The sequence below is a fragment of the Candidatus Accumulibacter phosphatis genome, from assembly GCF_000024165.1.
GTDB lineage: Bacteria > Pseudomonadota > Gammaproteobacteria > Burkholderiales > Rhodocyclaceae > Accumulibacter > Accumulibacter phosphatis.
In genome coordinates, this window is record NC_013194.1 from 3,204,426 (window position 1) to 3,228,238 (window position 23,813).

Consider the following 23,813-nt stretch of genomic DNA (forward strand, 5'->3'; position numbering starts at 1 on the left):
TCCGCGCACCACGATGAGGCGCGGCCCCCGGCCCACGCCCGGCCAGCCGGCGGCCCACAAGCCTGATGGCATGGCACGCCTGTTGCTTTGCATCATCACGAGAGGAAATCATGAACAAGTCCGTCAAATCCACCTGTTGTTACTGCGGCGTCGGCTGCGGGTTGCTGATCGACACCGAAGGCGGCCACATCGTCGGCGTGCGCGGTGACCCCGATCACCCGGCGAACGCCGGCCGCCTGTGCACCAAGGGCGCTTCGCTGCACCTGACGGTGGCTCCCGACTACCGCCTGCGCCATCCCGAGTTGCGCCGCGAACGCGGCCAGCCGCGGCGGCGGGTCGGCTGGGACGCCGCGCTCGACCACGCCGCCGAGCGTTTTGCCGGGATCATCCGCGCGCATGGCCCGGACAGCGTCGCCTTCTACATCTCGGGGCAGTTGCTGACAGAGGACTACTACGTCTTCAACAAACTCGCCAAAGGTCTCATCGGCACCAACAACGTCGACACCAACTCGCGCCTGTGCATGTCGTCAGCGGTAGCCGGCTACAAGCAGACGCTCGGCGCCGACGCGCCGCCCTGCTGTTACGAGGACATCGCTGCGACCGATTGCCTCCTGATTGCCGGTGCCAACCCGGCAGTCGCGCATCCGATCGTCTTTCGGCGCATCGAGGACGCGCGTGCCGCCAATCCCGACCTGCGCATCATCGTCGTCGACCCGCGCCGGAGCGAAACCGCCGCCATCGCCGACATCCACCTGGCCCTCAGGCCAGGCACCGACATCGCGCTCTACAACGGCCTGCTCAACGTCATGCTTGCCGAGGGGCTCGTCAACTGCCAGTACATCGACAAGCATACCGAGGGCTTCGCCGCGCTGGCCGAGATTGTGGCGGGCTACCCGCCAGCGATCGTCGGCGAAATCTGCGGACTCGCCGAGGCCGACATCGTGCGCGCGGCACGCTGCTTCGGCAGCGCCGCGGCCGCCCTGTCGCTTTACTGCCAGGGGCTCAACCAATCGGCGCACGGCACGCACAACAACGCGGCACTGATCCATCTGCATCTCGCCACCGGCCAGATCGGCCGCCCCGGCGCCGGACCCTTCTCGCTGACCGGCCAGCCGAACGCCATGGGCGGCCGCGAAGTCGGCGGTCTGGCCAACCTGCTCTCTGCGCATCGCGATCTCGCCAATCCCGAGCACCGTGCCGAAGTGGCCCGCCTGTGGGGCGTACCGGCCGTCCCGGAGCGACCCGGCAAGACCGCCGTCGACCTCTTCGCCGCCTTGCAGAGCGGCGAAGTCAAGGCCGTCTGGATCGCCTGCACCAACCCCGCGCAATCGCTGCCCGACCAGTCGGCCGTGCGCGCCGCCCTGCAGGCGGCCGACTTCGTCGTGCTGCAGGAGGCCTACGCCAACACCGACACCGCCGCCTTCGCCGATCTGATGCTGCCGGCGACCAGTTGGGGAGAGAAGGAGGGGACGGTGACCAATTCCGAGCGCTGCATCACGCATATCACGCCGGCGATCGCCGGCCCCGGCGAAGCGCGTGCCGACTGGCAGATCGTTGTCGACTTCGCCCGCCGCCTCGGTCGGGTACTGCAACAGCCCCTGGCCGAGACACTGTTTCCCTACGCCACCTGCGAGGCCATTTTCAACGAACATCGCGAGACGACTCGCGGACGCGATCTCGACATCACCGGCCTCAGCTACTCGCTGCTCGACTCCCTCGGGCCGCAACAATGGCCGCTACCGGAAGGAGCCGCCAGCGGCCGCCAGCGCCTCTATGCAGACGGGATCTTCGCGACGGCGAATGGCCGGGCCCGCTTCGTCAAGGTCGAGCATCGGCCCACCGCCGAGGCGACCGACGCAGCGCGCCCGATCAGCCTGCTCTCCGGCCGGCTGCGCGACCAGTGGCACGGCATGAGCCGCACCGGCACGGTGGCCCGCCTGTTCAATCTCGACGAAGAACCCCTGTTGTCGATGAACCCCGGCGACCTCGGCCGGCGCGGCCTGGCCGCCGGCGATCTGGCGCGGGTCGGCAGTCAACGCGGCGAAATCGTCGTCCGCGTCGGCAGCGACGCGGCGCTGGCGCCGGGCCGTGCCTGGCTACCGATGCACTGGGGCAGCCAGTTCATGAACAGTGCCGGAGTAAACGCGCTGACCCTGGCGGCGACCGATCCCTTCTCGTTTCAACCGGAACTCAAGCACGCCGCCGTCGCCGTCGAGCGCGCCGACCTGCCCTGGCAACTCGTCGTTCTGCGCAAGGGCGGTACCGGCGAACTTGCACCGCTCGCCCTCCTCGCGCGCGCCCGCCGCCTGCTGCCGGAATTCGCCTTCGCCAGCGTTGGGCTCTACGGACGCGCCGAACCACTGGTCGTCTTGCGGGCAGCGCACGGCGAGGCCTTGCCGGAAAGCCGGCTGCACGAGATCGACACACTCTTCGGCCTCGCCGACGATGCGGCGGCCATCGTCTATGCCGACCACCGGCGACAGGTCAGCAAACGCGCCATCGCCCCGGACGGCACCCTGATCGGCGTTCGCCTCGCCGGCGAGACGCAGGCCCAGTCGTGGCTCAAGGACGTGATGGCCGACGACGCGCTCGACGCCGCTCTGATCCGCTGGGCGGTGGCGCCGATCGGCCGCCGGCCGGGAAAGCTGCCGCAGAAAAGTCGTATCGTCTGCAACTGTGCCGATATCAGCGAAGCGCAGATCGCCGCCGACCTGGCCGCCGGCGCGACGCTGGCGATGCTGCAGGAAAAGCGGAAATGCGGTACCTTCTGTGGGTCGTGTCTGCCCGAGCTGCGGCAAATGGTCGCCGGCCAGGCAGCTCGCACCGACGAAACCGTCGTCTGACGACAGCAGAGGAGTAAAGATGGATTTCGCGGCATTCATCAGGGAGATCGGACGCGGTGCCAGTGGCGCGCGTGACCTTTCGCGGGCCGAAGCGCAGGAACTCTATGGCGCCATGCTCGACGGCGAGGTACCCGACCTCGAACTCGGCGCCATCGTCATTGCCCTGCGCGTGAAGACCGAGACCGTGGACGAAATGGTGGGCTTTCTGGCTGCAGCGAATGCGCGTCTGCACACGCTGCGGCGCCCGCACGGCAAAGTCCGGCCGGTCGTCATCCCGAGCTACAACGGTGCCCGCCGCAGCGCCAACCTGACGCCCTTGCTGGCCCTGCTGCTGCAACGCTTCGGCGTGCCGGTGCTGGTACACGGTCTCGGCGAGGCGGACAGCGATTTCGGCCGCGTCACCAGCGAGCAGATCTTCAAGGCGCTGGACATCCCGCCGAGCAACAGCCTGGCGCAGGCGCAACTGGCCGTCGATGCCCACGGTCTCGCCTACCTGCCCTTGCCGACCCTTTCTCCCGGTCTCGACCGGCAGCTCGCCCTTCGCCATCGTCTCGGCCTGCGCAACAGCGCGCACAGCCTCGTCAAAATGCTTGATCCCTTTGCCGGCCAGGGGCTGCTGCTCGCCGCCGCGACGCATCCCGACTACATCACCAGCATGCGTGCCGTGCTCGCCAGTGGCGGCGCGCACGCCCTGCTGCTGCGCGGCACGGAAGGCGAACCCTTCGCCAATCCGAAACGGCGGCCGCTGATCGAGCACGTCCACGACGGCGTCAGCGACGTTCTCTTCGAAGCCGAGCACGACAGCCTGAGGAACCTGCCGCAACTGCCCGAGAACTGCGCGGCGGAGCCGACGGTCGCCTGGATGCGCCGCGTCCTCGCCGGTGAGGTTTCGCTGCCGCTGCCAATCGCCAACCAGCTCGCCTGCTGCCTCTACGGCAGCGGTCGCGCCCGCGATTTCCACCAGGCGAAGGCGCTCGTCGCGGTCGAGAACAACGGACTGGCGCTGGTCTAGCGCGCCTCGTGAAACGACAACGCGCCACCGTAATCGTCGAGATCGACCGGCGGATCCTGCTCGTCGAGAACCGCGGCGGACTCGTACTGTTGCCTGGCGGCGGCATCGACCCCCAGGAATCCCGCCTGCAGGCGGCGGCGCGCGAACTCGCCGAAGAAACCGGCCTGGTCGCCGAATCGCTGCTGTTCCTCTTCGACCACGAGTCGGCGAGCCATGACCACCACGTCTTCCTGGCCGCCGCACCGGGAACGCCGGTCGCCGCCGACGACGCGATGCTCCTGCACTTCCACGATCACGACGATCCGTCAGCCGGCCGGAGAATGTCGCAGGCGACGCGCGAGATCATCGGACGTTTCCTCGCGCTGCGTGCTGACCAAGGCGTGGGGTTTAACGCCTGCTGGCGCTGACGATGCCGATCCTCAGTCCACCAGGCAGGTATAGCTTGCCACGCTGAAACCGACGAGCAGATCCTTGCCGGTGTCGAGGACCGGCCGCTTGATCAGGCTCGGATGCTCCACCATCAACTGCAGCGCCCTCGCTTCGTCGACCTCGGCGCGTTCTGCTGCGGCAAGCTTTCGCCAGGTCAGGCCGCGCGTGTTGAGCAGCGCCTGCCAGCCGACACGCCGGTTCCAGTCCGGCAAGTGCGCTGCCGCCACACCCGCTTGCCGGTAGTCGATGAAGTCGTAGGCGACACCGTTGGCGGCGAGCCAGGCGAACGCCTTCTTCATCGTGTCGCAGTTCTTGATGCCGAAGATCGTCATCACCATCCTCACACCTGCAAACGAACGGGGCCACACATGGCGGCCCCGCGGTGAATCACCGAGGCGGCAATCCGCGTCCTATTTTCTGCGCTTGCCCGTCGATCCCTGGGCTTCATCCGCCCCCTGAACACTCAGGTTGCCGCCGGTTCCCAGGCCCCCCTTGACTTCCTGCGCCCGGTAGTTGCGAACGGCCCGGACCAGCCCGTTGTACGAATCGGTAAACGCCGCAACGATCACCTTGCCTTCCGCCGTGTTGGCATAGCCGCCGCCCGCCGCACCCAGCGCACCACCGAACAGACCGCCCATGGCGCCGAAGTCCATGTTTCGGGCGCTGCCTTCCGATGCGGCAAGCTGCACGCCCGAGCGATTGTCCACCAGCGTGAGCAGCGTGCTGGCCTCCTTGACATTGACGCTGGCCGCGACGGCACCGAGGATCCCGGCAGTGCGGCTGAAGCCAGCGAGGCCACCGCCCATGCCTCCCGCGTTGTTGTTGCTGAAGGTGATGGAGGGGCTCATCGAATAGTCCGCCGCCACCATCTGACCCTTGCCGAACTTCGAGCCCTTGCGCAGTTCGCCAGTCTGTTCGAGGGCACGCTCCCCCATCATGTTGTTCATGGCCCGGCCCCGGTCGACCACCACGAAGCAGTTCGACTGCTGGATCAGCAGCTTGAGCACCGGGGCTGTCGAACCCAGTCGCATCTGACCGGTCAGGATGCCATACCACGAGGCATTGGTATCCTCGACGACGGCTATCGTGCCGAGGGAACTGCTGCATCGCTCCAGTTGCTTGTTGGCATTTTCCGAATTTGCCCCGCCGGCCGAACCGGTCGCGGCGGTCTTCGCCTCCGGCGAACCCATCTGCATATTCGAACAACCTGCCAGCACCAGCGTTGCCGCCGCCGCCGCGAAAGCAAACCGAGCCGCTTTATCAGAACCCATCAAGGACATTTCTCACCTCCCCATTCGGTTGGTCAAGTCATGACGGGGCGCCGACCACGGCCAACTCCCCACGAAGGGCCGATTATGCCAAGAAAGGACGGCAATCGAAACCCGGAAATGAGACAGCCGTGCGCTTTCCCAGCACCCGACTGGCCACCCAGCAAGCTGCCCGCAGGCAATGCCACCCGCAGGCTACGCTTGCGGGCCTGCCGGATCCGCCACCGCCCACTTTCGGCACCTGCTGCTAGATTGCACCAAACCTCCCACGCAGATTCCCGCAGCGCCCCAAAGTTGTGCGCCGCACCATCAGCGGCGCGCAAGGAAGCCCGAAAGTCCGGTGAAATCAGCGCCTCTTCATCCTGGCACGCCGTTTGCTTTTCAAAACCTGTCGAGACGCCTCACAGGGAGCTGCAAAGATGAGCAGGAAGAAACTGGTAATGGTCGGCAACGGCATGGCAGGCGTGCGCACGCTCGAGGAACTACTAAAGATCGCCCCCGACCAATACGAGATCACGGTTTTCGGCGCCGAGCCGCACCCCAACTACAACCGCATCCTGCTGTCGCCGGTTCTCGCCGGCGAGATGACGATTCAGGACATCATTCTCAACGATCACAGCTGGTACGCGGAGCACGGCATCACGCTGCACCTCGGCAAGAAGGTAAGCAAGATCGACCGCGTGCAGCGGCGAGTGATCGCCGAGGACGGTACGGAAGCACCTTACGATCGGCTGCTACTGGCCACGGGATCGAATCCGTTCATCCTGCCGATTCCCGGCAACAACCTGCCGGGTGTCATCTCCTACCGCGACATCCACGACACCGACAGCATGATCGATGCCGCCAAAAGCTACCGGCACGCGGTAGTGATCGGCGGTGGCCTGCTCGGTCTGGAGGCGGCCAACGGCCTCAAGCTGCGCGGCATGGACGTGACGGTGATTCACCTCGCCGACTGGCTGCTCGAACGTCAGCTCGACCAGACCGCCGGCCGCATGCTGCAGAAGTCGCTCGAAGACCGCGGGCTGAAGTTCCTGCTCGGCAGGCAGACCGAAATGCTGATCGCCGGCGAGAGTGGGCGTGTCGCGGCCCTGCGCCTCAAGGACGGCGCGCAGATCCCGGCGGACCTCGTGGTGATGGCGGTGGGCATCCGCCCGAACACGACGCTCGCCGAGGCGGCAGGAATCCACTGCAACCGCGGTATCGTCGTCAATGACACGCTGCAGACTTACGATCCGAAGGTCTACGCCGTCGGCGAGTGCGTCGCACACCGCGGCATCGCCTACGGACTCGTCGCGCCACTCTTCGAACAGGGCAAGGTTGCCGCCAACCATCTGGCCAACTACGGCATCAGCCGCTACACCGGCTCGGTCACCTCGACCAAGCTCAAGGTGACCGGCATCGACCTCTTTTCCGCCGGCGATTTCTTCGGCAGCAAGGATACCGAGGAAATCGTCCTCAACGATGCCGCTGCCGGCGTGTACAAGAAGCTGGTGATCAAGGACAACCGGCTCGTCGGCGGCGTTCTCTATGGCGACACCGCCGATGGTCCGTGGTACTTCCAGTTGCTGCGCGATGGCCAGGACATCCACGAGATTCGCGATCACCTGCTGTTCGGCCAGTCGCACGTCGGCGACGTCGGCCATCAGGGGCACAGCAAGGCAGCGGCGATGGCCGACAGCGCCGAAGTCTGCGGCTGCAACGGCGTCAGCAAGGGAACGATCGTCAAGGCGATCAAGGAAAAAGGTCTGTTCAGCCTCGACGACATCCGCAAGCACACCAAGGCGTCGTCGTCGTGCGGCTCGTGCTCCGGCCTCTGCGAGCAGATTCTCTCGGCGACCATCGGCGGCGCCTACACGCCGGCGGCGTCGAACCGCAAGCCGGTCTGCGGGTGCACCGATTACTCGCACCAGGAAGTGCGCGACGCGATTCGCGGCGAGCACCTGACGACCATCGACGCCATCATGCGCTTCCTCGAGTGGCAGACGCCGGATGGCTGCGAAAAGTGCCGCCCGGCGCTCAACTACTACCTGATCTCGACCTGGCCGATGGAAGCCAGGGACGACCCGCGCTCGCGCCTGATCAACGAGCGCGCGCACGCCAACATTCAGAAGGACGGTACCTACTCGGTCGTCCCGCGCATGTGGGGTGGCCTGACGAACTCGGCCGAGTTGCGCCGGATCGCGGATGTCGCGGACAAGTACCAGGTGCCGACGATCAAGGTCACCGGCGGCCAGCGGATCGACCTGCTCGGCATCAAGAAGGAAGATCTGATCAACGTCTGGCGGGATCTCGACATGCCGTCGGGTCACGCCTACGGCAAGTCGATCCGCACCGTCAAGACCTGCGTCGGCGCCGAGCACTGCCGCTTCGGCACGCAGTTGGCGATGGCCATGGGCGTCAAGCTGGAGAAGATGCTGTTCGACATGTACTCGCCGCACAAGGTCAAGCTCGCTGTTTCGGGTTGTCCGCGCAACTGTGCCGAGGCCGGCATCAAGGATGTCGGCGTGATCGGCGTCGATTCGGGCTACGAACTGTACGTCGGCGGCAACGGCGGCATCAAGACCGAGGTCGCCCAGTTCTTCGTCAAGGTCAAGACCGACGACGAGGTGATGGAGTACGCCGGCGCTTTCCTGCAGCTCTATCGCGAGGAAGGCTTCTACCTCGAGCGGACCTGCCATTACCTCGAACGCGTCGGTCTCGAACACGCCAGGAACCGCGTCGTCGAGGACGAGGAGAACCGCAAGGCCCTCTACGGACGCCTGCTGGCCGAACTCAAGGATGCGAAGGATCCCTGGGCCGAGCGCATCGCTGGCGTCGAGAAGAACGAGTACGAAATGCTTTCGGTATGAAGGACTGGAGAACAGAAATGGCTGAATGGAAATCGATTTGCACCCTTGACGAGATCCCGCGACTGGGCTCTCGCGTCGTCCGCTCGACGAGCGGCGACATCGCCGTCTTCCGCACCTCGGGCAACGAGGTTTTCGCCTTGCGCGACCAGTGCCCGCACAAGGGCGGACCGCTGTCACAGGGGCTGGTACATGGCAACCAGGTCACTTGTCCGCTGCACGGCTGGAAACTGCGTCTCGACTCCGGAGAGGCGGTGGCGCCAGACGAAGGCTGCGCACGCCGCTATCCGATCCGCGTCGACAGCGGCATGGTTTTTCTGCAAATCTGATCTCAACGGAAGGAGAAGGACAATGAACACTGAATTCTGGAAGGCCGGACACCGGCCGACACTGCTGGCCGCTTTTCTGTATTTCGACCTGGCCTTCATGGTCTGGGTCATGCTGGGGCCGCTGGGCGTACAGATCGCCAAGGATCTCGGTCTGACGCACGCCCAGAAGGGAATGATGGTGGCCACCCCGGTGCTTGCCGGCGCCATCCTGCGCATCTTCATGGGCATCCTGGTCGACCACCTGAAGCCGAAACTCGCGGGCGCCATCGGCCAGGTGATCGTCATGGTCTCGCTGTTCGTCGCCTGGTATTTCGGCATCCACAGCTACGAACAGACGCTGATCCTCGGCGTCTTCCTCGGCGTCGCCGGCGCCTCGTTCGCCGTCGCGCTACCACTCGCCTCGCGCTGGTATCCGCCCGAGCATCAGGGAACGGCACTGGGCATCGCCGGTGCCGGCAACTCCGGCACGGCGCTGGCCGCGCTGATCGCACCGAGCCTGGCAATCGCCTTCGGCTGGAGCAACGTCTTCGGCCTGGCGCTGATCCCGCTGGTCCTGGTCTTCGTCTTCTACCTGTTCGCCGCCAAGGATGCGCCCGAATGCCCACCGCCGAAGTCGCTCGCCGAGTATCTGAAAGTGCTCAAGGACGCCGACGCCTGGTGGTTCATGTTCTTCTACTCGGTAACGTTTGGTGGTTTCGTCGGCCTCGCCTCATCGCTGACCATCTACTTCAACATCCAGTACGGACTCGACGCCAAGACCGCCGGCTTCTTCACGGCCGCCTGCGTGTTCGCCGGCTCGCTGGTGCGACCGATCGGCGGCAACGTCGCCGACCGCATCGGCGGCATCAAGAGCCTCTCGGTAATGTACGTACTGGCAGCCATCTTCCTCGGCATCGTCAGCATCGGTCTGCCGGCAGCGTGGATGGCGCTGCTCGCCTTCGTCGGCGCGATGCTGGCACTGGGCATGGGCAACGGTGCCGTCTTCCAGTTGGTGCCGCAGCGCTTCCGCAAGGAAATCGGCGTGATGACCGGGCTGGTCGGCATGGCCGGCGGTATCGGCGGCTTCTACCTCGCCTCCTCGCTCGGTTACGCCAAACAGATCACCGGCAGCTATCAGATCGGCTTTCTGATCTTCGCCGCGCTAGCCCTGCTGGCCCTCGCCGGACTCTCCGGCGTCAAGACCCGCTGGCGGACAACCTGGGGTGCAGCGCACCTGACGGCGGCCAGGATCTGAGTCGCAGCTTCTTTTGAAGCAGGCGGGGCGGCACGGTACACTGGGACCTGCCGCCCTTCCCTTTCCGGAGCCAATCCCGCATGCCGCTTAGCGTCGACGTCGGACATTCCTCGCTGACCGGTCCCCGTGAACGCAACGAGGATTTCTGCGGCATGGTCACGCCGCAGGGGGCGGAGCTCGACAACAAGGGACTGATCGCCGCCGTCGCCGACGGTATCGGCGGCCACAAGGGTGGGCGCGAGGCCGCCGAGTACACGGTACGCGGCCTGCTCTCCGACTACTACGCGACGCCCGACACCTGGAGCGTGCCGCACGCCCTCGAGAAGATCGTCGTCCCGCTCAACCGCTGGGTCATGGCCGAGGCCGGGCGACAGCCCGATCTCGCCGGCATGGCGACGACACTCACCGTCCTGGTGTTGCGCGGCCGCCGTTATGTCTGTGCACACGTCGGCGATTCGCGCCTGTACCTGCTGCGCGACGGCGTCTGCACACGGCTGACCAGCGATCACGTCTGGGAACACCCGGAACTCAAGAACGTCCTCTCGCGCGCGGTCGGCCTCGACCGTCACTTCCAGCTCGACTTCGTCGATGGCGAGTTGCAGCAAGGCGACTGTTTCGTGCTCTGTTCCGACGGCGTTTGGGGGCCGCTCGGCAGCGGGCGGATGCGCACGGTTCTGCTCGCCCATCCCGACGCGCAACAGGCCGCGGCATCGCTGACCAGCCTGGCTCTGGCTGCCGACGGCCAGGACAACGCCAGCGCCGTCGTCCTGCGGGTAACCGGCTTGCCGCCGGAGAATCTGCGCGACTCGCTCGAGGGCATCGCCCGGCTGCCACTGCCGCCGCGCTTCAAACCGGGCCAGGACTTCGACGGACTGCTGATCGACGAGGTGCTGCACGATTCGCGCGCGACCTTGCTCTACCGCGTCACCGACCAGCTTTCCGGCCAGCAACTGGTGCTGAAGACCCTTCGCCCCGAACTCGCCGACGACGCCGACGAAATTCGCGCGCTGATCATGGAGGAGTGGCGCGCACGGCGCATCGTCTCGCCCTTCTTTGCGCAACTCGTACCGGCCGACAGACGCAGTTGCCTCTACTACCTGCAAACCTGGCACGAGGGCGCCACCCTGCAGCGCATGCTCGACGCCGATATCCATTTCACCGTTGCCGACGCCGTCCAGCACGGCATCCGCCTCATGAAAGGACTCTCCGCCCTGCATCGCCTCGACGTCGCGCACCGCGACATCAAGCCGGCCAACATCCACATCGGCCGCGACGGCCGGCTGCGCATTCTCGATCTCGGTGTCGCGCTCAGCCTGTCGGAGGACGAAGCGACGGCGGGCAGCCCGGGGACGCCAAGCTACATGGCGCCGGAACTGTTCGCCGGCGACAAGGCCGGCCCAGCGCACGACCTCTACGCCGCCGGCGTGACGCTCTACCATCTGCTCACCCGCAAGTATCCCTACGGCGAGATCGAACCTTTTCAGCATCCGCGCTTCGGGGAGCCGGTCCCACCGACGCGCTACCGCCCCGACATTCCCGGCTGGCTGGAAAACGTCCTGCTCAAGGCCGTCGCCCGGGATCCCGCGCAGCGCTTCGAAACCGCCGAGGAGTTCCTGCTGGCGCTCGAACGCGGCGCCAGCAGGCCGCTCAACCGACCGCCAGTGACACCGCTGGCGATGCGCAATCCCCTGCTCACCTGGCGGATCATTGCCGGCCTCTCGCTGGTGACGAACCTCTTGTTGCTGATGCTCCTGACGCGTTGACCTGCCGGCGGTTGCCATGCCGACCGGCGCCGCGTGGAGCTGCGCAAGCCGCCGTTCGTCCTGATGGTGCACCACCAAGCATGCGTGTCGGCGGCGAACTGCGCGCCATGTTCCCGCGCGTACCCGACGAATCCGGCGCAAGCGACACCGACAGGCCGTTTCGTGGCATGCTTGTGCGAACTCCGGATGCTCTCCGCTAGCCGTACTGACTGCACCGCCTGAAGGAAGCCTGCTCTTGGGACCATCGATTCTTGCCCGGCCGAATTGGGCCGTTGACCGCCGTGTACTTGTCCCCGCGGGAGCCACCAGCCAGCACGCGGCTAGCTCCCCCTGCCATCGGGATGACCGAGGATGAAGCGGCAGTGCCTCGTCGCACTGTTCGTGATGACCTTCGCACCGCTGGTCAACGGGCAGATCGGGCTTCCCTCCGTAATCGGCGGCCAGGCCAAGACCGAAGCCGCAGCCCCGGCGCCGGAAGCCGCCAACCCGCGCGCCGCAACCGAGGCGCAACTGGCTGAGGCGCGTCGTCAGCAGGAGGCCGAACAACTAGAGACCGGCACGACGCCACCGCCGGGACCGCAAGGTCTGCCGATCACGGATCGCAAGCGCCTCTTCGATCGTCTGGTAGCGGCCTACAGCGAACGTCTGAAACTCCTCGACGACCTCGATAGACTAGGCAAGTCCCCGCCCGAAACGTCGAACCAGCAGGCCTTGCTGGCCGAATTCGCCGGCCCGCCGCCCTACTCGGCACTGCGTGTCGACGCACTGCGCGACACGCACGATGCCACAGGCGAACGCCTACGCAGCCTGGCCGCGGCCGAGCGAGCACTCGAGGCGCAAAAACTGGGGCTGCTGGAAGCACAGAAGCGCGGCGCCGAAGCACTCCGACTGGCCGACGACAAGCTCGCGCGCGCCCAGGGCCAGGACGAGAAGGAGAAGCAGCGGCTCAACCGCGAGTTGACGGCCCTGCGGCTGCAACTGGCCGAAGCGGACCTGGCCAACATCGTCATTGCCGTCGATCGAGTCCGCCTGGAGGCGAAAGCGCTGCAAGCGCTGACGACGGAAATGCAGCGTCTGCTGGCCCGCGTAGTGCCGGAACAGAGCCTGAGCAAGGAAGAATTCGAACAGCAGCAGGCCCAATTGCTCGGCAGCCTGGGAAAAATGGCTGCCGAAATGGATCGCCTCGTTAGCGATAACAACCGGCGCACGGCCGAGCGCGAACGCCTGGCCAAGTTTGTCGCGTCGGCCGGCGCCGGCCCTGACGCCGGCCGACGCCTGCAACTGCTCGACGAGCGAATGGACACCGACCGCGTGCAACTGATGACCCTGTCCTGGTTGCAGATGCTGCTTCAGGCTGTCGGCGATGCGTGGGCGCAACGCTATGTGGCTCTCCGCTCGCAGGACTCGACAACGCGGCAAGCGGTGATCACCTCGCTGAGCACCACCCGCGACGAGTTGCTCAGCCGCAAGCAACTCGTCCACGAACTGCAGCAAGCGGCACGGCTGGCGGTCAGGGAACAGGAACTGCGGCTCAGCGACACCTTCCTCGACGAGGCGGCAAGCGCCGACGAGTCGGCCAGGCTCGACACGCTGAAGCAGCGTCTACTGGCCTATCAACGCGTCGATCTGGCGGCGGCGGGCCTCGAGCGCCAACTGGATCGCTGGCTGCAGGATTTCGGATTCCAGGGCAAGGCCGCAAGCGTCGACAACTGGCAGCTTGGGGCCATGCAGATAGCCAAGCGTCTGCGCGCGATATGGGATTTCGAGATGTTTGCCGTCGAGGAGTCGACCGTCGTCGACGGCAAGACGGTAGCCGTCAGCTACGGCGTTACCGTCGGCAAGAGCATTGGCGCGCTGCTGCTCTTCGTCTTCGGCTACTGGCTATTCTCGCTGCTCTCGGCACGGCTGCAGCGAATCATGGTCGGCCGCTTCAAGGTCAACGAGCAACTGGCCAGCGTCATTCGCCGCTGGGCGATGATCTCGCTGGCAGTGATCCTGGTCATCTTCATCCTCAATCTGGCGCGCATCCCGCTCACCGTCTTCGCCTTCCTGGGCGGTGCGCTGGCCATCGGCGTCGGCTTCGGAACCCAGACGATCATCAAGAACGTGATCAGCGGCATCATCATCCTCTTCGAGCGCAAGATCCGGGTCGGCGACATCATCGCCCTGGGCGGCATGACCGGCCATGTCACCGCCGTCGATCTGCGCGCATCAACCGTGAGGGGCTTCGATGGCGTCGAAGCGCTGGTACCGAACTCCAGCTTTCTCGAGAACCAGGTCGTCAACTGGACCTATTCCAACCCTCGCATCCGGCGCGAAATCAGGATCGGTGTTGCCTATGGGTCGCCGGTGCAGCAGGCCGCCGAGATCGTTGCCGGCTGCGCCAAAGACCATGGACAGGTCTTGCGAGACCCGGCACCGGAGGTGTTCTTCGAAGACTTCGCCGACAGCGCTCTGCTGCTGGTGCTCGTGTTCTGGGTCGAACTGGGGCCGACCCTGGTCTCCCGCCGGGTGGACAGCGACCTGCGCTATGCCATGGAGAAGCGCCTGGGCGCCGCCGGGATTCCGATCCCGTTCCCGCAGCGCGACGTAAACCTGAACGTTTCGCAACCGTTGTCGGTGCGCCTGACGCCGGCTCCAGACACCGGCCGCTGATCGGCGGTCTGCGCAACCGGCCCCCGCTTTTCTTCGGGTGGCCGGTTCGACGATCCGCAGCACCTGCTATTTTCGCGGCGTCGCCACGCTGGCGCGGTGCACGTAGAAGCGCACTGGAGCGGAGGTCATCAGAACGGCGCCGGAACGATCGACAACGGCGACCGCAAGCTGGTGCTCGGCATCGTCGCCAGCCGCCGCCTGCCATTCCGACGGCGTGATGTCGAACTGCAAGACGCTGCGGGTGGTAGGCAGTACCGTCCTGTCCAGGCTGATGGCAAGTGCGTCGCCCCGCTGGCTTTGCAGGTCGGGTTGAATGGACACCTGGACAGTAAACTGGCCGGTATTCGAATGGATCGTGCCCCCGTTGTCGGGAGCGACGATGTTGAGCGCGGTGTAGGGCTCGACCACGGGCGGCGCTGGCAGCGCTGACGAACTCGCTGGAGGCGGCTGCGGCGCGGGATCAGCAAGCGGCGGCAACACCAGTTCGCGCGCCCCGGTGCTCGGTGAATCCGAGAAAACGGGCCCGGCGTTGTCGCGCGACTCGTAGACGGGTTGCGCCGTCGCGCTGGCTACGACGAGCAGCAACAAGAGGAAAAAATCACTTGCTCGCATGGCCGAAACCCCCAATCCAGGGCACCAGATGACCGCCCGCCGCAACGCCGGAACGAAGTTCAGCCCCCGTTATGCCCTTTGTGAGCATCATGGCCGTTGTGCCCGCCATGCCCGTGATGCCCATGGTTCACTTGGTGGTCGTCGAGAGCCAGCATCTCGGCCACGTCGGGTTCGTTTTCCTGCAGATCCTTGAGCAGCCCTTCATCCGAGAGATCGAGGGGATGCGAGTTCTCCCAGTCCTGGCGGACCACCCCCTGAACACGCTTGACAACCGATTCGTCATGGACCTCGATGGCCAGTTCACGACGGCTGTCAAAACTGCCCGGGGCAAGATTGATCGAGCCGATGATCACATGCTTGCCGTCGGCCAGCATCAGCTTGGCGTGCAGCTTGAGGCCCTTGAGGCGGTGCACCTTGGCGCCGAGGTCCTGCAGAATGCGCAATCCCTCGACACCCTCGACCAGCTTGCCCTTCTTGAGGAAGTGGGCCGGTCGGGCAAGTACATGCAGCTTTACCCCGCGACGCGACGCGCGCACCAAACGCTCGATGATCACCTCGTCCTGGTAGCGTTCATTCTGCAGGAACAGCGATTCCTCGGCGGCATCGATGAAGCGAGCGACCCGGTTGCGGCCGTTGATGTTGCACCACACGAGATGAGAGTCCTCACCCGGATCGAACTTGTCGCGGTTCCAGTCGGCGTCGAAACACTCGACGATTTCATCCACCTCATGCCGATGCGAAGTGACGACGGCGAAGTCCCGGGTCTCCGTGAGATTCCTGGTCTCCCAGTTGAGCGACTGGATGAAAGCCGTCTCGCCGTCGACGACCAGCGATTTCTCGTGGGTGATGTCGAAGGCGGGATTGCTGTCCTTCACCTCGACGCCGGCGCCCTCGAGCACCTCGCGTGTCGCCTCATTCTCGGCCTCGCCGCTACGCCGGGCCGGGTTGAGCATCACCCGCACCCTGACCCCGCGGTGCTGCGCAGCGAGGACCGCCGCCAGCAGGGCCGGATCCGAGAAGAGAAAGATCTTGATGCGCAGCGACTCCTTCGCCGCGGCTATGGCGTCGACCAAGGGCTGACCGGTGTCGTCAGGCAGAACAATGAGTGAGCGGTGCATGCGAAGATAACCCCGTAAGGTGAAGGCTAGGCGCTGGCTGGCGCCGCGGGTTGGACCTGGGTCCGATATAGCTCGGCATAGACGCCGTCGAGCCGCAACAGTTCATCGTGGGTACCCTGCTCGGCGACGACGCCGCCCTTGAGAACGATGATCTTGTCGGCATGCCGAATCGTCGACAAGCGGTGGGCGATGGTAATCACAGTGCGCCCTTTCATCAGTTTCTCCAGCGCGTCGATCACCAGTTTCTCGGACTCGGTGTCGAGTGCCGCCGTAGGCTCGTCGAGAATCAGGATGGGCGCGTTGCGGACGATCGCCCGCGCAATGCCGATGCGCTGTCGCTGGCCGCCGGAGAGCGTCATGCCGCGCTCGCCGACCATGGTGTCGTAGCCGTGCGCCATGCGCGAGATGAACTCGTCGGCGTTGGCCAGCCGCGCTGCCTCGACGACTTCCTGATCAGTCGCGCCCGGCCGCCCGTACGCTATGTTGTCGCGGATGGTGCCATGGAACAAGGACGTGTCCTGGAGCACGAAGCCGATCTGCTGCCGCAGGGCCTGCAGGTCGAAGTCGCGCACGTCGACGCCATCGATGCGCACCGTGCCGCCGCTCGGGTCATAGAAGCGCGGAATCATGCTCACCACGGTCGACTTGCCACCACCGGTGGGACCGACGACGCCCACCAGTTGCCCCGGCGCGATGTGACAGACGACATCGGTCAGTACCTGCGACTCTGGCGTATAAGAAAAGGCCACGTTCTCGAACGAGATTTCACCGCGCAGCGTTCCCGGGTCGCGCGCATCCGGCTTCACGGGCAGGATGTCGTCGGTGTCGAGAATGACCTGGATGCGCTCGATGGCAACCGCCGTCTGGGCAATGGTGTTGCTCATCTTCGCCAAGTCCTGCACCGGCTTGAAGAACTTGGACAGGTAAGTGAGAAAGACGGTCAGCGCACCCAGCGTCATCACATCGGCCAGCACCAGTCCGGTGCCGCGCCAGAGGACATACCCCGTGCACAGCGCCACCGTCAGCGAGACCGCTGGCGACAGCAGCGATTTCACCCGTCGCGCCGCCAGCGCCGCATCCACGGTCGCGTGGCTGACCTCGGCGAGTTGGCTCTTCTCGAGTTCCTGCCGCCCGAAGGCCTTGACGATGCGCATCGACTCGAGACCCTGCTGGACGACGGCAACGATGTCGCTCTGGTAACGGCGGACTTCGTGCGTGGCCGCCTTCACCTCCTTGTTGAAACGCGCCACGAACAGCAGCAGGAACGGCGTCGCGCCAATGGCAATCAGCGCGAAGTCCCAGTCGAGCCAGAACATGATGCCGACCATGCCGACGATGGTCAGCAGGTCTACCAGGATGCCGAGCGTTCCCGACGACGCAAAACCCTGGATCGTCTTCACGTCGGCGGTCAATGTAGACAGGATAGGGCCGGACTGGTGGGTGTCGTAATAGCCGAGCGAAAGGCGGTGCAGGTGATCATAAACACGCATGCGCAGGTCGTGCGCCACCCACTGACTGACGCTCTCGGTGTAGTAATTGTCGATATAGCTGGCCACGGCGCCAAGCAGGGCGATGACGACGACGGCGGCGCCGGCGACCGCGGCGAGTTCCATTTTGTCACCGCCAAGGTCGAGGAAGCGCAGTGCATCGAGCCACGCCGCCGGCTTGTGGTCGCCGACGACGTTGTCGAGAATGATCTTGAGCGGCCAGGGCGATGCGACCGACATGGCCGTCTCGACCAGCATCATGGCCAGGATGAGGGCCAGCCAGCGGTGGTAGGGACCCAGCAATTCACGCACCAGGCGCATCTTGCCGGCTGCTGGTGCACTCGTCTTGGCCAGCGGGCTCGCCATCAATTCGCTCCTTCGTTTCCGATCCGTGCCAAATGCTCGCGCCGACGGCATGCGCAGCGAAACGTGGCGCCGCCGCGTCACAATCCACATAAAAAACAGCCATGTAGAACGCGAATCAACTCGCCTGTGCAGGAATCGACTATATCGCCGGACCCCTACACGGTCAAGGGGATGGATCCTACTCGACCTTCCGCCAACTGGCATCCGGGTTGAAGGTCTGCATCTTCGCCGCCAACGCGTCGGTATTCCTGCCCAGGTTCTTCTGGTAGACGATCCCGTCATGGTTGGTGACGAAGCTCATCACACCGGAAACGCCATACCTCGCGGGATAGGCCAGGACGGCAAAACCACCGAGCATCCGGTCCTTGACCAGATACCCGTAGGCCCCGCCCGGGGCGTCCTTGCCCTGCACCGTCAGCATCCGATAACGGTAGCCGTGATAGGCCTCCGGCTGCGCCTTCGGGCTATAACCCTCGCGTGTCGCGGCGCCAACCAGCGGCCCCAGGGGGCTCGCTGGCTCATTCGCCCCAGCGGGCCAGAAGAGGCCGTCCTTCGTGCCTTCGCTGGACATGAAGCGCCGGGCGTAGTCCGGCGATCCATTGCCGTCCGGGTCAGCGGCCGCATATTCGCGCTGCGCATCGACGATCGCCAGCAGGGTCTGGATCGCATCCAGTTCATTGCGGCCGACACGCCGGTTGATGATCTCCTCGCGGCCGGCAACCGCGTCGAAAGCCCAGGTCTCGCCCTGGCGTACGAGGGGTGCCGGGAACGGCCAGTCGCCATCGCCGACGAGCAGGACTGCCCGGCTGTCGGTCACCTTGCTGACACTGTGCTTCTGGTCGTAGGCGGCGAGGAACTTCCGCCAGTCCTCGCGATCGGCAACGGTGTCGCCACTCGACAACCAGCTTCTCGATGATGGGCCGACGACGCCCAGCAGCGCCTGGACGTCCTGCGCGCGAACGGCTTCAGCGAGCGCCGCGGCGGCGTCTTCCGGCGTCGCAAAGGTCTTGTGAACGATCGTTTGTACAGCCGGTGACGGCGGTGCGGCATGGATCGCCGGCGCCATCCCAATCAACAGGGCGACAGCCAGCGTCTTCATCGTGTTCTTCAGTCTCATCGTGCTCTTCTCCGCAGAAAGTGATCGGCAGTCGGGGTTAACGGCCACCACGGCCGCCTCCACCTCCTCGCCCGCCACCACCGCCGCCGAAGCCGCCGCCGCCACCTCCCCGGCCGCCACCGCCGCCGAAGCTTGCGCCACCGCCACCTCCCCGGCTGCCACCACCGCCGAAGCTGGTGCCACCCCCACCCCGACTACCCGCATCTGCCCGGCTGGCACTGCCGCGCTGGCTCGCCTCACGCGTGGACGCCCCGTTACCGGCGCCAGAGAAGCCGCCGCCAGCCGACCGATCGGACGCTGCCGCGCCGCGATTCTGTGCTCCCCCACCGCCACCGCCGAAGCTGCCGCCGCCACCCCCTCGCTCAGCGCCCTGCATGCGATTGCTGACGTCGCCGCCCCGATCCTTTCCCTTCGGCTCGGCTCGGCCGGCATCCCCCCGGCCCGCATCGCCGCGCCCCGCATCGCCGCGCCCCGCATCGCCGCGCCCTGCATCGCCGCGCCCTGCATCGCCTCGACCCACATCGCCTCGACCCGCATCACCGCGCCCTACATTGCCTCGGCCCGCATCGCCGCGACCCGCTTCGCCCCGGCCACCGAGATTGTCCCGCGACCCGCGCTCAGCGTCCTTGACGCGGTTGTTCAACTCGCCGCGGTCCATTCCCTTGAGGTCCGCGCGTCCGGCCTCGGCGCGACCGCGAAACTCCTCGCGCGACTTGGCCGCCTGGGCATTGCCGCCACGGTTGTACTGGTTGGCAACGCCCTGATCCCGATACGCCACTCCACGCCGATGATCGACATTGTGACTCCAGTTGCTGTTGCTGATATTCGTGCGATTGAACGAGTTGTAGCGATTGACGTTGACGTCGACACTGCTGCGCCCCCAACCCCAACTGCAGGCGCCCCAGATCGCCGCACCGACCACCACACCCGTTGCAAAGGCGAGGCCGGGAGGATAGACGTAGGCCGGCGGGTAAACCGCATACGGCGGCGCCGGATACCACCAACTGCCGTACACCACCGTCGGGTTGTACGTCGGCACATACACCACGTCCGGCTTGGCCGGTTCCACCACATAGATCGTCTGGCTGCCCTGCGTCTGGGTCTTCACCACCTGCTGCGGGGTAGACTTCAGGTTTCCGGTCGCATCGGCCTTGGCACGCAGCCCCTGCACCGTATTCATCACGTCCTGCTGTTGCGCCAGGAAAGCGTCGCCAAGCTTCTGCGTCCAGTCGAGATTCTCGTTCATCTGCTGCAACACCTGCGGCACGACGGCGAGCGACTTGACCGCCGGATCCCAGGACTGCTTGGCCATGGCATCCTCGAGCGCCTTGCCGCTGACCTTGGGATTGGCCTTGACCCAGCGCGCCGCCTCAACGATCTCCAGCGGATAGGTCGATGCCATCAGGATCTGGGCGAGTAGCGGATCAGGATAGAGCGCGATCGGCGCCAGCAGCCGGTCGAGATCCTGTTGCGAGAAGGTCTTCGCCGACGGACTGGCCGAAGCCGAGCCCGCAGTCGGTGGCGGCTGTTGCGCCAGGGCGGGAGAAAGAGCGAAGACAAGGGACGCCAGCAGCGCACCGGGTCGGGACCATGTTGATTTCATCAAGCGACCTCGAACAAGGAAAGTGACTCGCGAACAAACCGTCGCCAGCGAACGAGGGCCCTCGGGCAAAGACCAGGCAACGACGCCGTCAGCAAACCATCAGCATAGACCGCCCGCCAACCGCTTGGCAAGCCTGTTCTCGCGCCGTCGCCCATCCGGCAGGAGATGGTCGCTCCCGTTTTTCTCGTCTCACGCCCGCGGGCGCCTGTCGATGACGCGACGCGCCTTGCCCAGCGAACGTTCGATGCCGCCGATGTCGACGATGCGCACTTCCGTCGAAATGCCGACGAAGGACTTGATGTGGTGCTGCAGCGCGTGCCCAACGTACTCCTTGTCGACCGCCGACAGGTAGCGATACTCGCGTTTGAGTTCGACATCGATGGCGACCGAATCGAGGTGACCATCCCGCCAAACCTCGATCAAGTAGTGCGGCGACAGCTTCGGCTGCTTGAGGATCAGTTCCTCGATCTGCGACGGGAAAACATTTACGCCGCGAATGATCAGCATGTCGTCCGAGCGGCCAGTGATCTTCTCGATCCGCCGCATCGAGCGCGAGGTTGGCGGCAGCAGACGCGTCAGGTCGCGCGTACGATAACGGATCATCGGCAGCGCCTCCTTGGAGAGCGAGGTAAATACCAGTTCGCCGTGTTCGCCGTCGGCAAGTACCTCGCCGGTAGCCGGGTCGATGATCTCGGGGTAGAAGTGATCTTCCCAGATGACCGGCCCGTCCTTGCTTTCGACGCATTCGCTGGCGACTCCCGGCCCGATTACCTCCGAAAGTCCGTAGAGGTCGATGGCGTCAATGCCGAAGATGCTCTCGATCTCGAGGCGCATCTGCTGCGTCCACGGTTCGGCACCGAACAGGCCGACGCGCAGCCGGGTCGACGCGGGATCGGCGCCCTGCCGCTTGAATTCGTCAGCGAGGTTGAGCATGTAGGAAGGCGTCACCATGATGATGTCCGGCTGGAAGTCGACGATCAGCTGCACCTGCTTTTCCGTCTGCCCGCCCGACATCGGAATGACCATGCAGCCGAGCCGCTCCGCCCCGTAGTGCGCGCCCAGGCCGCCGGTAAACAAACCATAGCCGTAGCCGACATGCACCATGTCGCTGCGTCGACCGCCGGCGGCATGAATCGAGCGCGCCATCAGGCTCGCCCACATGTCGATGTCGTTCTGCGTGTACGCGACGACGGTCGGCTGGCCGGTGGTTCCCGAGGAGGCATGCACCCGCACGATCTGGTCGCGCGGCACCGCGAACATTCCGAAGGGGTAGTTCTGGCGCAGATCGTCCTTGGTGGCAAAGGGAAACTTCCGCAGGTCGTCGAGCGTCTTCAGGTCATCGGGGTGGACTCCGTGGGCATCGAACCGGCGACGGTAGTGGTCGACGTTGTCATACGCCTGGTGCAAGGACCAGCGCAGGCGTTCGACCTGGAGCGCGGTGATCTCGTCGCGGCTGGCGGTTTCAATCGGTTCGTAGGCGGTGGCACGACTGGCTGCGACCATGGCGTTCGTCTCCCTGATGGCCAAAAGGGCAAACCCTATTACATGTGCGGGCATCTTTCAACCGGCAGCGCCGTGCGCGGACCCGAATTTCGCGAACGGACGTGCCCGGAGAGAAGACCAGCAGCCCGCGCGCGGACAAAATGGAGTAGTCTGAAGGGCCCGCCACCGTCCCTGCGCACATGCTTGCCCAGCAGTTCCGCCAGATTCTCGCGCACGCGACGCCGATACTCCTTGCCCAGTTGTCGTCGATGGGAATGATGATCATCGACACCGTGCTGCTTGGCCACCACGGAACCGACGATCTGGCGGCGGTTGCCGTCGGCGGTGGCATCTACATCTCGGTCGTCTTTGCGCTGGCGGGCATCGTCCAGGCCGTCGCACCCACCGTCGCACACCTGCACGGTGCGGGCCGCGACGAGGAAATCCCCGGCGCCCTGCAGCAGGCACTGTGGCTGGCCCTGCTGCTGGCGCTGCCGGGCGCCTGCTTCCTGCGTCACCCGGGCGCGCTGCTCGCCCTGTCGACCATCGACCCGCTGGTCGAGGAGAAGGCGCGCGCCTACCTCGCACTGCTCGCGCTGGGGATGCCGGCGATACTGCTCTACCGGACCTTCCATGCCTTCTGCAACGCCCTCGGCCGCCCGCGTCCGCTGTTGCTGATCAGCCTTGGCGGCACCCTGCTGCACGGCGTGCTGGCTTACCTCCTGGTCACCGGCAAGTGGGGCGGCGACGCGCTCGGCGTCCTCGGCTGCGGCGTGTCGAACGTCGTCGTCAGCGCCTTCTCGGTGGTCTGTGCCACCGCCTACCTGCGCTTCGGCAGCGCGCTGCGGCCCTGGCCGGTGTTTGCCGCCTGGCAATGGCCGCGCCGCAAACCCCTCGGTGAATTGCTGCAGCTCGGCCTGCCGATGGGATTTTCGCATTTCGTCGAAATTTCTTCCTTCACTCTGATGGCGCTCTTCGTCGCCCAGCTCGGCGCGACTGCCGTCGCCGGCCACCGCATCGTCGCCAATCTCGCGGCCATCTGCTACATGCTGCCGCTGGCACTCGGCATCGCCACCCTGGCGCAGGTCGGCCAGGCCGCCGGCGCGCGCCACTGGCGGCGCGCCGAGCTGTCCATCGGCGCCGGCCTGCTCCTCGCCGGCGGCCTGTCGGCATTGCTCGGACTGCTGCTGTGGTCGATCGCCGTGCCGCTCACCGGCGCCTACACCGATGATCGGGCGGTCCAGGCTGTGGCGCTGGCGCTGGTCGGCTACGTCGCCTTCTACCAGATCTTCGACGCCGTCCAGACGATCGCCGCGCACGCCCTGCGCGGCTACCGCGTCACCTTCGTGCCGATGTGCGTGCATGTCGTCTGCTTCTGGGGAGTCGGACTGTTCGGCGGCTGGTGGCTGGCCCTGCACGCCCCCCGGCCGATGGGCGTCGCCGGCTTCTGGCTGGCGTCGGTACTCAGTCTGGTACTTGCCGCAGCACTGCTCGGCGCCCTGTTGTGGCGCGCCCTGCGGGCGGTGCAGCGCTAGCCGACCAAGCTCTTCGGTCGGACACGCCGCCAGGCGACAGTCCTCAAGTTCACCGACACGCTGCCGTTATTCCAGGGATGCCGTGACTCCTGGCGCCGCAGCATTCACATGCGG

The 23,813-nt window shown here is 65.7% G+C and carries 17 protein-coding genes; 9 read left to right on the forward strand and 8 right to left on the reverse strand.

All coding sequences use genetic code 11. From position 1 onward, the window contains the following. Positions 1-110 precede the first annotated feature (110 nt). From CAP2UW1_RS13805 to CAP2UW1_RS23895, 3 genes are read left to right on the forward strand one after another with little or no spacing between them, the layout of a single operon-like run. Positions 111-2,843, forward strand: coding sequence for a nitrate reductase (locus CAP2UW1_RS13805; RefSeq protein ID WP_015767234.1), 2,733 nt, complete (start codon positions 111-113; stop codon positions 2,841-2,843). Between the two features lie 19 nt (positions 2,844-2,862). After that, a complete protein-coding gene (gene ybiB, locus CAP2UW1_RS13810; protein ID WP_015767235.1) occupies positions 2,863-3,855 on the forward strand; it encodes a DNA-binding protein YbiB in 993 nt (330 codons plus the stop codon). 8 nt (positions 3,856-3,863) lie between these two features. Beyond that, positions 3,864-4,262 (forward strand): NUDIX domain-containing protein, encoded by a 399-nt coding sequence (locus tag CAP2UW1_RS23895; RefSeq protein ID WP_015767236.1) that lies wholly within the window; start codon positions 3,864-3,866, stop codon positions 4,260-4,262. Positions 4,263-4,274: 12 nt separating this feature from the next. Here the strand turns inward: CAP2UW1_RS23895 and CAP2UW1_RS13820 are convergent, their stop codons facing one another. Together CAP2UW1_RS13820 and CAP2UW1_RS13825 are read right to left on the reverse strand one after the other, a co-directional pair. Next, the gene (locus CAP2UW1_RS13820) at positions 4,275-4,622 is read right to left on the reverse strand and encodes an ArsC family reductase (protein ID WP_199931469.1); all 348 of its coding nucleotides are present in this window, start codon (positions 4,620-4,622) and stop codon (positions 4,275-4,277) included. A 72-nt stretch (positions 4,623-4,694) separates the two neighbouring features. After that, a complete protein-coding gene (locus CAP2UW1_RS13825; protein ID WP_049778670.1) occupies positions 4,695-5,555 on the reverse strand; it encodes a CsgG/HfaB family protein in 861 nt (286 codons plus the stop codon). Positions 5,556-5,971: 416 nt separating this feature from the next. Between CAP2UW1_RS13825 and nirB the strand changes: the two genes are divergently transcribed. The 5 genes from nirB to CAP2UW1_RS23900 all read left to right on the forward strand — a co-directional run bounded on the left by nirB (position 5,972) and on the right by CAP2UW1_RS23900 (position 14,379). After that, on the forward strand, positions 5,972-8,401 hold the full coding sequence (gene nirB / locus CAP2UW1_RS13830; RefSeq protein WP_015767239.1) for a nitrite reductase large subunit NirB: 2,430 nt from the start codon (positions 5,972-5,974) through the stop codon (positions 8,399-8,401). Between the two features lie 17 nt (positions 8,402-8,418). Continuing rightward, complete coding sequence (nirD, locus tag CAP2UW1_RS13835) at positions 8,419-8,727, forward strand: nitrite reductase small subunit NirD (RefSeq protein WP_015767240.1); 309 nt, start codon at positions 8,419-8,421, stop codon at positions 8,725-8,727. 22 nt (positions 8,728-8,749) lie between these two features. Beyond that, positions 8,750-9,961 (forward strand): nitrate/nitrite transporter, encoded by a 1,212-nt coding sequence (locus tag CAP2UW1_RS13840; RefSeq protein WP_015767241.1) that lies wholly within the window; start codon positions 8,750-8,752, stop codon positions 9,959-9,961. A gap of 80 nt (positions 9,962-10,041) precedes the next feature. Then, positions 10,042-11,724 carry a bifunctional protein-serine/threonine kinase/phosphatase gene (locus CAP2UW1_RS13845; protein ID WP_015767242.1) on the forward strand — a complete coding sequence of 561 codons (1,683 nt, stop codon included), beginning with the start codon at positions 10,042-10,044 and terminating at the stop codon, positions 11,722-11,724. A 351-nt stretch (positions 11,725-12,075) separates the two neighbouring features. After that, a complete protein-coding gene (locus tag CAP2UW1_RS23900) occupies positions 12,076-14,379 on the forward strand; it encodes a mechanosensitive ion channel domain-containing protein (protein ID WP_015767243.1) in 2,304 nt (767 codons plus the stop codon). Positions 14,380-14,445: 66 nt separating this feature from the next. Here CAP2UW1_RS23900 and CAP2UW1_RS13855 read toward each other — a convergent pair whose 3' ends face one another. The 6 genes from CAP2UW1_RS13855 to paaK all read right to left on the reverse strand — a co-directional run bounded on the left by CAP2UW1_RS13855 (position 14,446) and on the right by paaK (position 22,185). Next, complete coding sequence (locus tag CAP2UW1_RS13855; protein WP_015767244.1) at positions 14,446-14,991, reverse strand: DUF4124 domain-containing protein; 546 nt, start codon at positions 14,989-14,991, stop codon at positions 14,446-14,448. A 59-nt stretch (positions 14,992-15,050) separates the two neighbouring features. After that, positions 15,051-16,109 carry a phospholipase D-like domain-containing protein gene (locus CAP2UW1_RS13860; protein WP_015767245.1) on the reverse strand — a complete coding sequence of 353 codons (1,059 nt, stop codon included), beginning with the start codon at positions 16,107-16,109 and terminating at the stop codon, positions 15,051-15,053. 26 nt (positions 16,110-16,135) lie between these two features. Next, positions 16,136-17,962, reverse strand: coding sequence for an ABC transporter ATP-binding protein (locus CAP2UW1_RS13865; protein ID WP_015767246.1), 1,827 nt, complete (start codon positions 17,960-17,962; stop codon positions 16,136-16,138). Between the two features lie 178 nt (positions 17,963-18,140). Further along, positions 18,141-19,079, reverse strand: coding sequence for a DUF2950 domain-containing protein (locus tag CAP2UW1_RS13870; RefSeq protein WP_015767247.1), 939 nt, complete (start codon positions 19,077-19,079; stop codon positions 18,141-18,143). A 37-nt stretch (positions 19,080-19,116) separates the two neighbouring features. Then, positions 19,117-20,682 carry a DUF3300 domain-containing protein gene (locus tag CAP2UW1_RS13875; protein WP_015767248.1) on the reverse strand — a complete coding sequence of 522 codons (1,566 nt, stop codon included), beginning with the start codon at positions 20,680-20,682 and terminating at the stop codon, positions 19,117-19,119. A gap of 189 nt (positions 20,683-20,871) precedes the next feature. Then, complete coding sequence (gene paaK, locus CAP2UW1_RS13880) at positions 20,872-22,185, reverse strand: phenylacetate--CoA ligase PaaK (protein WP_015767249.1); 1,314 nt, start codon at positions 22,183-22,185, stop codon at positions 20,872-20,874. 179 nt (positions 22,186-22,364) lie between these two features. On the opposite strand from paaK, the gene CAP2UW1_RS13885 reads away from it, so the two are divergent. Beyond that, a complete protein-coding gene (locus CAP2UW1_RS13885; protein ID WP_015767250.1) occupies positions 22,365-23,699 on the forward strand; it encodes an MATE family efflux transporter in 1,335 nt (444 codons plus the stop codon). The last annotated feature ends 114 nt before the right edge of the window (positions 23,700-23,813 follow it).